The organism is Acetobacter fallax (genome assembly GCF_011516735.1).
Classification (GTDB): domain Bacteria; phylum Pseudomonadota; class Alphaproteobacteria; order Acetobacterales; family Acetobacteraceae; genus Acetobacter; species Acetobacter fallax.
On sequence record NZ_WOSX01000013.1, the window covers coordinates 37,232 to 50,160 of the forward strand.

The window sequence follows — 12,929 nt, forward strand, 5'->3', positions numbered from 1 at the left end:
AGATACGGTCCCGCAAGAAACAGACTGGCTTCCGACCAGCCGCAGGAGAATGTGTTGTGACGGATATCAGCTTCAGCCCGGCGGAAATACAGCTCCCATCCGGACATTTCCTGGGGGGCAGACTGATCACGGGCGCAGAAGATATTGCCGTCATCAGTCCGGGAAGCGGAGAAGTCATCGCCAGCCTGCCCGAGGCCGGAGAAGGACTGGTCGACGAGGCCGTCCGGCTGGCGGCAAAAGTGCAGCAGGAAAGCGGCTGGAGCACCTGCGCGCCGCGTGAACGGGCGCGCGTGCTGCGTCGCTGGGCCGATCTGGTCGACCAGCACACAGTGGAACTGGCACGGCTGGAAACCGTCTGCTCGACACGCCCGATCGCGGAGACGCTCGCCTGGGACATCCCCTTCCTTGCCGAAGGAATCAGATTCTTCGCCGAATGTTGTGACAAAACCGGCGGAGAGGTCGCCGCAACGTCCTCAGATCTGCTGGGGATGACGATCTGTGAACCCTACGGCGTCACCGGTGCGATCGCCCCGTGGAATTTTCCGCTCGTCATGGCAAGCTGGAAAGTCGTGCCGTCCCTCGCCGCCGGCAACGGAACGGTTCTGAAGCCCTCCGAGATGACGCCGTTTTCCGTCGTGCGTCTGGCCGAACTCGCCTGCGAGGCAGGTCTCCCCGCCGGCCTGTTCAACGTCGTTCAGGGAACCGGCCTGATCACGGGAGAACCACTCTGCCGCCACCCCCTCATTGGCAAGCTGAGCTTCACAGGCTCAACACGCACCGGCATTGCGGTCATGAAAGCCGCCGCCGAGAGCGGACCAAAACCGGTCACGCTGGAACTGGGCGGCAAAAGCCCGCAACTCGTCTTCGGTGACATCCCCTCCGTAGCTGACGTGGCCGACCGCATCTTCCGCGCCTTCACCGGCAATGCCGGCCAGGTCTGCGTCACCGGCTCCCGGCTGATCGTGCACCGCTCCGTCGCCGACCAGCTTACGGAAGCCCTGATCGAACGATGCGCCCGTCCGCGTGCGCTCGCGCCATGGAACGGTGAGGCCGCCTGGTCCCCGATCATCTCAGCGCCCCAGGCGGACCGCATCCTGAAAATCGTTTCCGACAGCCAGACCGCAGGCGCGGAAAGCCTGGCCACCTGCGCACGGATGGACAACGGCAACGGTGGCGTCTTCCTCTCGCCCGGTATCCTCTCGGTCTCCGATACGGACTGCCCCGCCTGGCAGGAAGAAATCTTCGGCCCCGTCCTGTCCGTCCGCGTCTTCGATGAGGACGATGAAGCCTTCGCTCTGGCGCAGCACCCCGTCTACGGGCTGGCAGCAGGCGTCCACACAGCAAGCATGAGCCGGGTGATGCGCGCAATCCGCACGCTGAAAGCCGGAACGGTCTGGATCAACCGCTACGGACGGTCATCCGATTTCGTCATCCCGACAGGCGGCTACGGTGGATCGGGCATCGGCAAGGATCTTGGTCGTCAGGCTTTTGAAGCGAACCTGCGCCTCAAAAGCGTGCTGATGGCGGCAGGCTGAGCGTATGATGACAACACCCTCGCAGAGCGATATCCCGTTTCTCACAGATCTGAGACACGATCTTCATGCCCACCCGGAACTGCGTTTCGAGGAAAAGCGCACCGCCGGCCTGGTCGCCTCCCGCCTGCGCAGTCTCGGCTACACACCACAGACAGGCGTCGCGGGAACCGGCGTGGTCGCCACCCTGGACACCGGACGTCCGGGACCAGCCATCCTGCTCCGCGCGGATATGGACGCTCTCCCGATCAGGGAAACCGGAACCACCTCATGGGCCTCCCGCAACGAAGGAATCATGCACGCCTGCGGACATGACGGCCACACCGTCATGCTCCTTGGCGCAGCCGAAACCCTCGCCGCCGACCCGCCGGAGCGCGGCATCGTGCATTTCGTCTTCCAGCCCGCTGAAGAAGGCGGTGCCGGTGCGAAAGTGATGATTGATGAAGGACTGTTCGAGCGTTTCCCGACGCAGTTCTGTTTCGGCCTGCATAACTGGCCCGGTCTCGAAGCCGGACGGCTGGGCGTCCGCACAGGTCCGGTCATGGCCGGAGGATGGCGGTTCCGTATCGTCATCACAGGAAAAGGCTCACACGCCGCCCAGCCACATCTCGGAACAGACCCGCTGACAATCGGCGCCGCTCTGGTGCAGGAAGCCCAACTGCTCGTCGCCCGACGCACGGACCCGATGGTCGCCGCCGTCGTGTCCTTCTGCATTTTCGAGGCAGGCACAACGGATAACATCCTGCCACAGACCGCAACGCTGGCAGGCACCCTGCGCGCGCTCGATCCACGCGTCCTCACCGACCTGAAGGCCGGACTCACCCGCCTCTGCACAGGTCTGGCACAAGCCCACGGCACCGCCATTTCGGTGGACTTTCATCAGCCCTATCCTGTGACCGTCAACGCAGCGGACGCCGCCGATCTCGCCCGCGCCGCCATGCTGAAACTCATGGAACAGGACGGCGGCCCCGCGCCCGAACTGGACATCGTGCCAAGCCTGGCCTCGGAAGATTTCGGCTTCATGCTGGAGCGGAAAGCAGGCGCCTACGCCATGATCGGCAACGGTGACTCCGCCCGGCTCCACGCCCCCGACTACGATTTTAACGACGCCATCATCCCCCGTGGCATCCGCTACTGGCACACGCTCGCACAGAGTTGCGCCACGGCACTGTGACATCCCCTGATGAATTTCAGGCCTGAAATGGAGACGTTCCTTCATGAAATCCTATGATATCGCCGTCATCCCCGGAGACGGCATCGGCACTGAAGTGATGCCGGAGGCGCTGCACGTCCTTGAGCGCACAGCGGAGCTGTGCGGTTTTGGCCTGAAATTTCGCACTTATGACTGGAGCTGCGAAACATGGCTCAAAACAGGAAAAATGATGCCGGATGACGGCATGAGCCAGCTCTCGCAGCATGACTCCATCCTGCTCGGCGCCGTCGGATTTCCCTCCGTCCCTGATCATATTTCATTGTGGGGCCTGCTGATTCCCATCCGCAGGGAGTTCCATCAATACGTCAATCTCCGCCCCGTCCGCCTGCTGCCCGGCATCCCCTGTCCGCTCGCCAATAAAAAGCCCGGCGATATCGATTTCTGGATCGTGCGCGAGAACTGCGAAGGCGAATATTCGCAGATCGGTGGCGTTTTCGGAGAAGGAACCCCCGCCGAAGGCGCGATGCAGACTGCCGTTTTCACACGCTACGGCACCGACAGAATTCTGCGCTACGCCTTCGACTACGCCCGCAAACTCGGCCGCCCGCATGTAACATCCGCCACGAAATCAAATGGCCTGTTCCATTCGATGCCTTACTGGGACAGTCGGTTTGCGGATATCGGCAAAGACTACCCGGAAGTCCGGACAGACCAGTATCACATCGACATTCTCGCCGCGCGTTTCGTCATGTCGCCGGAACGCTTCGATGTCGTGGTCGGCAGCAATCTCTTCGGTGATATCCTCTCGGACCTCGGCCCGGGCGTGACAGGAACAATCGCCGTCGCACCGTCCGCCAACATCAACCCGGAACGGAAATATCCTTCCATGTTCGAGCCGGTTCACGGCTCAGCCCCCGATATCGCCGGGCAGTTCATCGCCAATCCGATCGGTCAGATCTGGGCCGCCTCCATGATGATGGACCATCTGGGTGAGCCGGAAGCCGCAAACCTCATTATGAAAGCGATTGAAACAGTCCTGGACCGCCCCGATGCCCCGCGAACACCGGATATCGGTGGAACCGCAGGCACAAAAGAGCTTGGCGCCGCAATCAAAGCGCAGATCGGCAAAGACTGACCTGTCGATGAGCGTCTCCGGGCTCTGCCCGAACCCGGCAGGGACCGCAGGTCCCTGCACCCGGATTGATTAATAATAAAATGGTTTCCAAAGGTCAGTGACCTTTGGTGGGTTCCAGGGCAAAGCCCTGGGAAGAAGCCAACACTTAATGACAACAGAGCCCTCCGGAACCCCGGATGACGCCGAAAGATTGGCCCGCCATCCGGGATCGCGTATCGTGGACCGCATGATGGTTGTGTGAGGGCCGCCCACAGCATGTATGTTCCGCTCGTGACGCTGCGGCTGCGCTGGTACGCACGAACCAGCGGCCACCTTCTTCTGCGACACTGGCAATGGATTCTGCTCGCCTGCATCATAGTGCCCGGCATCCCGGTCGTGTCACTCTTCCTCGATGGGGCCATGCTGATGCAGGCATCAGTCAGCCCCGGCCCGGACCCGTTGCAGCACATGCTCATTATGACAGGTCTCGAGGGCGCCGCCGTCCTGTGGATTCTGCCGCAAAGACAGGCAATGTCCGGTGGCCCGTTCAGCACCTGGGCCACCACACTCCCCATCACTCACCGTACACAAACCTGCGTCGAAGCCACACTTCTTGCCGCCGCGAACAGCCCCTTTCTGCTCATCACCGCACTCGCGGTCGCAGGTCTGCCAGATACACAGCATAACCCCTACCCGTTATGCAGCGTTCTCGTCATGCTCGCCCTGGCAGCGGTCGCACAGAACGCCGTCCTGAACAGGCAGACACGGGCGTTGCCCGGAATCCTCCCAGGTAACGCAGCACTCGCCATGGGGCTCGCAACGCCCGTGTCGCCCATCCGCTGGCTTCTGCTCACACTGGCAATCGCAAGCGCGGCAGCCACCCTGTTCCTGAGCCGTCACGTCAGAAACCCTGAACAACGCTCGCCGAACCGCCGGAAATCACCATTTTTTTCCGCCGGAACAGCCCTTCTGGCGAGCCGGGCACCAGCCCTGCTCATTCAGTGCAAAACACTCGCCGAACATCCGGGACCAGCACTTCTCCGGATCATCGCCACACTCGCGCTCGCCACCGGCGCCGCCCGCCTGATCAGCATCTTCAGTTTCGACTCACGGTCCCCGCTTGTGCTCGTTCTGGCAATGACAGCAAACTGCCTTCTCCTGGCAGGACTTTACCGCCTTCTGTATGCACCGCGACACGCGATGCGCGATTATCTGTCAGCGCTGCCTCTCCCGCGTTATTACTGGCCGATGCGCGACATCCTCTTCATGCTGATGCTCAACACACTCCCTCTCGCCATTCTCTCCACACCGCTGATCATCCAGGGCCATCTGTCACTGATCACGCTCGCCGCTCTGATCGCCGCCTGGCAGATCCTGCTGGCGCTGCTGCGCTGGCCGGTCATCCACGGAGGACGACGCAGTTTGCTCTGCGGTGCTCTTCTCTCACTCGTCTGGTCCGGAGCAGCCCTCGCTGCCGTATCCCCATGAGCGCGATCTCACCCCTTGCCTGCGAAAACCTGAGCGCCGTTTACAACAGTCGCGTCATCTTTCACTCACTCACGCTCGCCCTGAAACCAGGAGTGTTCGCATTGCGCGGTCCAAACGGGATCGGAAAATCGACCGCGCTGCGTCTCCTCGCCGGCGCTCAGCGACCGGCGACAGGCCAGATCCGCATAGACGGAATCGATCTCCTGGCGTCACCGGAAACCGCAAAAAGACAGCTCTCTTACGTGCCGGATATCTGTCCTGTTTATCCATTTATGACCGGCGAAGAGTTTCTCCGGTTCGTCGCAGCCGCAAAGCAGACGACACTTGATGACACCGTGCGTACTCTGATTGACACATTCGGTCTGACCGACATCCTGCGCACGCGGTTCGATGCGATGTCTTTCGGCACACAAAAGAAAATCATGCTCTGCGCCGCCTGGATTGGCGCGCCGAGAGTCATTCTTCTGGATGAACCCGGCAACGGCCTCGATGGCCCGGCCCGCGACTATCTCGCCCGACTGTTCCGCCAGCCCGACCAGGAACGCGTGATTCTGTTTTCAACCCATGACGACGCACTCGCGTCCGCAAGCGATGCCGTCACTATCGAAATGCAGTCATTATTCCGGCACTCCGAACCCGCCACAACGTAAAGACCGGACAATGCCGCCTGAAATGATCACGATACAGACAGATATTTTTTTACTCAGGCCGGATATCTGCGAGTTATACCAGAGGTTGTGAAGACTGACCTGTGGATGAGAGTATCCGGGCTCAGCCCGGACCCGACAGGGACCGCAGGTCCCCGCACACCGGTTCGCTGATCATAAAACGGTTTGCAAAGGCTCGCCTTTGCCGGGTCCAGTCCTGCCACTTCCAGTCTCACACAGGTCAAAGGCCAGACCCTCCGGTATGCTTTGGCGCTGGCACCGGAACGAAAGCTCCGTGGCTCCGTCCCGCATCCCGCCAAAGGTCACAGACCTTTGGAAACCATTTAATAACGGGGTGAAAGGGGGCCGCGACCCTTTCCGGCTTCGGGCGGAGCCCGGTCTTCACGCAACGCGAACAGAGCCCCTCCGGCACCACACCACAAGCCGGAACTCAAACCCTGTTCCGCATCACCCGCGCATAAAGCGAAGGCAGCACCAGCAACGTCAGCAATGTCGAAGACACCAGCCCCCCGATCACCACCGTTGCCAGCGGCCGCTCCACCTCCGCCCCGGCACTCCCCGAAAACGCCATCGGGAAGAACCCCAGGCTCGCCACCAGGGCCGTCGCCATTACCGGACGGAACCGCTCCTCCGCCGCCCGGAACGCCGCCGTCGCCGCATCCAGCCCGTCCCTCCGGCGCAACACACTGATCGCCGAAACCAGCACCACCCCGTTCAGAATCGCCACGCCAAACAAAGCAATAAATCCAATCCCCGCCGAGATGCTGAACGGCAGCCCCCGTGCCCACAGCAGAAAAATTCCTCCTGTCGCCGCCATCGGCAGATTGAGAAACACCAGCGCCGCCGCCGCAGCCGAACCCAGTGCCGCCACCAGCAGAACATAAATCAGTGCCAGCGCAATCGGCACCACAATCTCCAGCCGCGCCATCGCCGACTGGAGATTACGGAACTGCCCCGCCCACTCCATCCGATATCCATGCGGCAAAACAACAGATTTCGTAACCCGCTTCTCCGCCTCCGTCACAAACGACCCCAGATCGCGCCCGCGAACATTCGCCTGCACAATAACCCGTCGCCTGATCCCGTCCCGACTGATCCGCGGCGGCCCGTCCTCAACCACAACATGCGCCACCGAAGACAGCGGCACACTCCCGCGCCCGTCCGCCCGCCGCACCCGCAACTGCCCGATCCGATCCACCGAAGCGCTGTCCGCAGCCGAAAACCGGACCTGCGTCGGAATAATCGCATTCCCCACCGTCACCGGTTTGCCGATATGTCCGCCCACAGCCTCAACCGTATCGAGAATGTCGCTCACCGAAACATCCAGTCGCGCCGCCCGGTCCCGGTCCGGATCAACATGAATAAACGAGACCTGACCATCATCCTGCGGCGCCACATCCGCCGCCCCCGGAATCGCCGCTATCGTGTCCGAAACCTGACGCGCCAGCCGGCTCAGCTCCGCCAGATCATCCCCGTAAACCGAAACCGCAATCTGCGACCGCACACCCGAAAGCAGATCGTCCATCCGCATCTCAACCGGCTGGCTCCAGTTCTGCAATGTATCCGGCAGATCCTCCCGCAACTTCCGGCTCATCGCCTCAACAAGCCCGTCCTGCGTCTTCGCCGTCACCCACCCGGACGGCTCCTTCAGGAAAATAAAACTGTCCGACTCATTCACCCCCATCGGGTCCGTCGGAATGGCAGACGTCCCCGTCGTCGTGACAACCGATGTCACCTCCGGGAAAGATCGTAAAATCCGCTCCTGTCGTGTCACCCCCTCCAGCACCGTGGTCAGTGACGCAGCAGGCAACCGCGTCGTCGTCACCGTCAGCGTGCCCTCGTCCAGCCGGGGAATAAACTCCCCGCCCAGCCGCGTCGCCAGAAACACGGAAACCAGAAAAATACCGAGCGCTGAAGCAAACATCACAGTGGAATGACGCTCCCCCCACGCGACCATCGGCTCATACCGACGCCGCAGCCACACCATCAGCCGCGTCTCGTGATGCGCCCCCTCCGCCATCACCGGCACCGGACTTCCCCGCAATACCATCGCCGCGATGACCGGAATAAACACCACGCACCAGACCAGCGACGCCACCAGCGCCATGATCACCGTCTGCGCCATCGGCCGGAACATTTTGCCCTCGATGCCCTGCAACGTCAGAACCGGTAAATACACCATGATAATGACAAGGATCGCAAAACTGACCGGTCGGATCACCTGCTCCAGAGACGACACCACCAGCTCCGTCAGCGGCACATCCCGCTCACCCGCCCGCCGCGCCAGCACATGCTCGATCACCACCAGCGAACTGTCGACAATCATCCCGAAATCAATCGCGCCCAGACTCAGAAGATTGGCCGAGATGCCAAAAACCCGCATTCCCGTCATCGCGCAGATCAGCGCAAACGGAATGCTCGACGCAATCACCAGCGAAGCCCGCCAGTCACCGATCACCACAATCAGAACCGCAATGACCAGAAGCGCGCCAAGAATCAGATTCTCCCTGACCGTATCAAGCGTCATGTTCGTCAGCGTCGACCGCTCATAAAACGGAACCAGCCTCACACCCGCCGGCAAGGACTGCCGCACCGCCGGCAACCGCGCCCGGATCGCCGCCAGCGTCGCATCCGAACTCGCACCCTGCTGCATCATCACGACGCCAACAACAGTTTCCCCAAGTCCGTCCCGCGTCACAGCCCCCAGCCGCGTCCGGGGCCCCGCCGAAACAGGTCCCAGATCCCGCACCCGGATCACAATTCCGTCCCCGGAAGTCTTCACCGGGATCGCGCCAAAATCCGCCAGACTGCGCACCAGCCCGCGCCCAACGACGATCTGCTGCCCGGCATGATGCTCAATCCAGCCACCACCCGAAACCGCATTGCCGGCATCCACCGCCCGGTAAACATCGCCAGTCGAAAGACCATACGCCACCAGCCGCGCATTGCTCATCGCAACCTGCCAGGTCTCCTCCGCTCCGCCATTGACGTTCACATCCGTCACACCCGGAATCAGACGCAACTGCGGCACAATGTCCCAGGTCATGATCCGGTTCAGATCCATCGGCGAATACCCGTCGCCCTCAAGACGGAACTGCATGATCTCGCCCATGCCCGTCGAACGCGGCCCCATCAGGGTGCTCACATTCGGCATGGTCAGAACGCCCCGCAGAATGTCCAGACGCTGGTTCACCCAGGTCCGGTCCTGGTCAATGTCCGTATCATCGCTGAACTGAACATAAACAACCGAAACACCGGACCGCGAGACCGACCGCAGATCAACCAGCGACGGCAGCCCCGTCATCGCACTCTCCACCGGGAAGGTGATGAGCTTCTCAACCTCTTCGGTCGCCAGCCCCGGTGCGACGACCGAGACCAGAACCTGACGCGGTGAAATATCCGGCACAGCCTCAACCGGCAGCCCGAACAGCGCCCCGACACCCACGATCAGAAGCCCCGCGAGCAACGCAAGCAAAACAAACCGGCTGCCCTGCAGCGCCAACAGAAAACGCCTCATCAGATCAGTCACTGTCGCCAAGGGTCGCCAGAGCGCCAATCGATTTCAGAGCAAAACTCCCCTTCGTCACCACCTCGTCACCCGCGCGCAGTCCGGAAAGCACAACCGTGCGGTCCGCCTCCTCCAGCCCCGCCCGCACCATCACCGGACGAAACCGGTCGGCCCCCGCCCGCACAAACACCACATCCTGACTACCACTCCGCTGCACCGCCTCAGACGGCACAACCACACCCGCCTGCCGCTCCGTCGTGTGCAGCCCAGCATCCATCATCACGCCCGGACGCAACGCCCCGCTTCCGTTCGGCACCTCCGCAATCACCCGCAACAGCCCCGTCACCGGATCGGCCGCCTGAGCAATCGTCGTGATCCGCGCCCGCACCGTCCAGCCACCAGCGCCCCCCGCCAGTCCCTGGTTCTGATCCGCCGGACGTCCGTCCATCCCGGCCCCCACAGTCAGAAGCGAGGCGTCCTCCGGCGCGATCCACGCCACCAGCCACACCCGTGACAGATCCGCCACCGTCGCCAGATCCATCCCAGGCGTCACATCTCCGCCCGCCGCCGCCTTCACATCCAGCACAACCCCATCAACCGGCGAAATCAGCGCGGACAACTCATCCCGCACAATCCGCTCGGTAACGGACGTAAATTCCTCATGAAACTGATGATTGATCATCCCCAGAGCCGATTCCTGCGCCGTCACCGCCGCATCCGCCTGCTGCAAAATAGCCGCCCGGCGCCGAACCTCACCCGCCGCGACAGCTCCGCCAGACAAGACCCGCGCCCGGTCATATGACAGCCGCGCCTCTTTCTGCGTCGCAACAGCTGCTGCCAGAGTCGCCCGGTCCTGATCCTTCCGCAAATGCGCGACATGCAGCGCATGGTCGATGTAATCGATCAGCGACTGCCCACGCTTCACCGGCTGCCCCGGCATCACATGCACCGCCACAATCTTGCCAGATCCCGCGGGCCGGATCGTCACCACACCCCGCTCATCCGGCCTGATCTGCGCCATCGCCGGCAACACGCGCTCAACAGTCCCCATAACCGCCCGCGCCGTCTCCAGCCCCTCAATCTTCTGCGCCTCGGCACTCATCACAACCGGCGCAGGTTGTGATGAGCCACCATCCTCTGCGCACGCCACGCCGCAGGCCAGAGGCAGCAAAACAACACCGGAAAAAATCGACCGGAGAAGCAGGGGAGGGGAGAGACCTGTCACGACAGCGACCACATGCCGGGAAATAAACACAGCTCGTTCCGTTCCATCCAACTCCGCATCGTCGGGCCTCCTCATCACGCTCCGGCCCCGGAACATGACCGCACAGAAAAAATCCGCATGGCACTGCACAGGCACGCCGCATGATTACGACGGGACCATCAATCCTGCCAGCCCCGCCGGAATACGAAAATTATTGAAAATAATTCGCAAAAACAAAAAGGTACAGCCGGAACCATACCTGGATCGCTGATGCTGGCAGGGAAGCGTCAGGGCTTTGCCCTGGCACTCACCAAAGGTAACAGACCTTTGGAAAGGCTCTGTTGTTGTTACGTGTTCATCTATGATTTTTCAAAGGGCTGGCGGAATTCGGGCTCTGCCCGGACCCGGCAGGGACCGTCACGCGAAGGCGTGCTGCGCACGACGGCCCCTGCACCCCGATCTGTTTAACAAAATGGTTTCCAAAGGTCGGCGCCCTTTGGTGGGTCCCAGGGCAAAGCCCTGGGAAGGAGCCAGCACTTAATGACAACAGAGCGTTTGGAGACCATTTTATTATAAACAAATCGGGATGCAGGGTCCCTGCCGGCTCAGAGGAGCGCCCGGCCTCCGGCCTTACCTCTGGCGAAAACGCGCCGATACATAAGGCGCCGGCTCATACGCCAGATCAGACACCCACGGCCATGTCGGCCTGCGCCGATGGTTGCCGATATGCACAATGTCCTGGTCAATCGCCCCCGGCGAAAGCGCCATCAGCGCCGGATTGGCCAGAGCCTTCATCGTCGGATGCAGATACCCGCATTTCAGAACCACAATCCGGAACCGCACCGGGTCCAGCCCCATATCCCGAAACGCCTCCGCCGAATGATACAGCCGCCGCCGTGCCGACAACGTCGCCGTAATCCCGTCAAACTCAACCACCGCCTCACCATCCTCCGGCCGCGTCACCGCCGTCAGATGCTTTACAACCGCCTTCACACGCACAGGCCGGCACATCACAGGATCAAGCGTCGCCCCGATCGAAAGCGGCAACATCGCCCCCACACCCGCCCGGTAACACGCATCCGTCGCCGGACGATCCGTCATCCCGCCCAGCAACACATCCTTCGCCCCCGCCTTCAGCAAAGCCTGAAGAAAGAACGTCTGATCCGAATTGCCGCCACCACCCGGATTGTCACCTGAATCCGAAATCACAACCGGATGAGTCTTCGCCGCCATCGCCCGCGCAAGGCACTCCTCAATCGTCCCCGTCGGACTGCCAAACCGGAACTCATGCCGCGCAGCCCAGTAACGCCCCGCCAGTTCCGCCGCGATCCGCTTCTGCGCCTCGACGTCCGTTCCCGTCACCACCACAGAAGCCGCCGCCCGAGGCTCATCCGCCCACACGTAACCAACAAGCTGAGACACATCCAGAATGCCCGGCAAACGATTATACTCGCTCAGATCCGACCACAGCCGACGCCCCGGCTCCCACTCCGTGCTGCTCTGCTCACCCGGCAGCAACGCCGGAATGCTCGCCCACACAATCCCCGGACGAATCCCGTAACGCAGACAATGCGTCAGCATGTCCGCTGCCCGCATCACATTCTCAACCCGATCCACATGCGGCGCCGTGCGATACGCCGTCATCGCATCCAGCGTATCAACAGCCCGCCGGCTCAGATTGCCATGCAGATCATAATACGCCGAAAGCAGACAGTCCGGCCCCGCAACAGAACGGGTCGCCTCATACCAGTCCCCCTCCGCATCCTCCATGCCCTCAACACTCAGAGCGCCATGCATCGCCAGATAAATCCCATCCAGCGGCAGAAGCTTTCGCAAACGCTCCAGATACTCAGCCTTCAGAGACTCATACGTCCCCCGCTCCACCGGCCCGCCCGGAGGCGCCGAAGCCTCCAGCGTCGGCAGAAAAGGCACTTCATACCGAAGTAACGGCAAAGACAGCGGCGCCCCAAACACCTCCTGCCCCCTCAGAACCGTGAAATCTCCCATCCGCGACCGGATGCGACTATACGTGCTGCACTCCGACGCAATCCCCCCAACCGCAATCCGGGGCGTCCCCTTAAAAGCCGGCACCAGCCCCACCGCCCGCCCCACACCCGAAAAACCAGCCATCCCGGCAAGAGCCCCCGCCGGAAGCATCTTCAAAACAAGTCTGCGACGCATAACGATATCCCTTCATGGCAGTCGTCCCTCCGCGCCCCGGCGAATAACTGCCATCGCTCACAGGAACTCTTCACACGTTTC

Annotated in this window: 8 protein-coding genes; 5 read left to right on the forward strand and 3 right to left on the reverse strand. The window is 61.9% G+C overall.

The window, feature by feature from the left end; all coding sequences use genetic code 11:
- Positions 1–56 precede the first annotated feature (56 nt).
- From GOB85_RS08605 to GOB85_RS08625, 5 genes are all read left to right on the forward strand, one after another.
- Positions 57–1,535 (forward strand): aldehyde dehydrogenase family protein, encoded by a 1,479-nt coding sequence (locus GOB85_RS08605; RefSeq protein ID WP_173577154.1) that lies wholly within the window; start codon positions 57–59, stop codon positions 1,533–1,535.
- Positions 1,536–1,539: 4 nt separating this feature from the next.
- Complete coding sequence (locus GOB85_RS08610; protein ID WP_242011385.1) at positions 1,540–2,706, forward strand: amidohydrolase; 1,167 nt, start codon at positions 1,540–1,542, stop codon at positions 2,704–2,706.
- 43 nt (positions 2,707–2,749) lie between these two features.
- On the forward strand, positions 2,750–3,820 hold the full coding sequence (locus GOB85_RS08615; RefSeq protein ID WP_173577153.1) for a tartrate dehydrogenase: 1,071 nt from the start codon (positions 2,750–2,752) through the stop codon (positions 3,818–3,820).
- 237 nt (positions 3,821–4,057) lie between these two features.
- Positions 4,058–5,287 carry a hypothetical protein gene (locus GOB85_RS08620; protein WP_173577152.1) on the forward strand — a complete coding sequence of 410 codons (1,230 nt, stop codon included), beginning with the start codon at positions 4,058–4,060 and terminating at the stop codon, positions 5,285–5,287.
- Complete coding sequence (locus GOB85_RS08625; protein WP_173577151.1) at positions 5,284–5,937, forward strand: ABC transporter ATP-binding protein; 654 nt, start codon at positions 5,284–5,286, stop codon at positions 5,935–5,937. Before GOB85_RS08620 ends, GOB85_RS08625 begins: the two co-directional genes overlap by 4 nt.
- Positions 5,938–6,385: 448 nt before the next feature.
- Here GOB85_RS08625 and GOB85_RS08630 read toward each other — a convergent pair whose 3' ends face one another.
- The 3 genes from GOB85_RS08630 to GOB85_RS08640 form a co-directional block, all read right to left on the reverse strand.
- Entirely contained in the window at positions 6,386–9,475 is a 3,090-nt protein-coding gene (locus tag GOB85_RS08630) for an efflux RND transporter permease subunit (RefSeq protein WP_408737060.1), read from the reverse strand.
- A gap of 1 nt (position 9,476) precedes the next feature.
- Positions 9,477–10,763 (reverse strand): efflux RND transporter periplasmic adaptor subunit, encoded by a 1,287-nt coding sequence (locus tag GOB85_RS08635; RefSeq protein ID WP_173577149.1) that lies wholly within the window; start codon positions 10,761–10,763, stop codon positions 9,477–9,479.
- 534 nt (positions 10,764–11,297) lie between these two features.
- Complete coding sequence (locus GOB85_RS08640; RefSeq protein ID WP_173577148.1) at positions 11,298–12,848, reverse strand: M81 family metallopeptidase; 1,551 nt, start codon at positions 12,846–12,848, stop codon at positions 11,298–11,300.
- Positions 12,849–12,929: the final 81 nt, after the last annotated feature.

What these genes read in the sequence shown, in the direction of transcription:
- GOB85_RS08625 (WP_173577151.1), top strand. Translation starts at nt 5,284, where the DNA reads ATGAGCGCGATCTCACCCCTTGCCTGCGAAAACCTGAGCGCCGTTTAC.
- GOB85_RS08640 (WP_173577148.1), bottom strand. Translation starts at nt 12,848, where the DNA reads ATGCGTCGCAGACTTGTTTTGAAGATGCTTCCGGCGGGGGCTCTTGCC.
- GOB85_RS08610 (WP_242011385.1), top strand. Translation starts at nt 1,540, where the DNA reads ATGATGACAACACCCTCGCAGAGCGATATCCCGTTTCTCACAGATCTG.
- GOB85_RS08635 (WP_173577149.1), bottom strand. Translation starts at nt 10,763, where the DNA reads ATGAGGAGGCCCGACGATGCGGAGTTGGATGGAACGGAACGAGCTGTG.
- GOB85_RS08615 (WP_173577153.1), top strand. Translation starts at nt 2,750, where the DNA reads ATGAAATCCTATGATATCGCCGTCATCCCCGGAGACGGCATCGGCACT.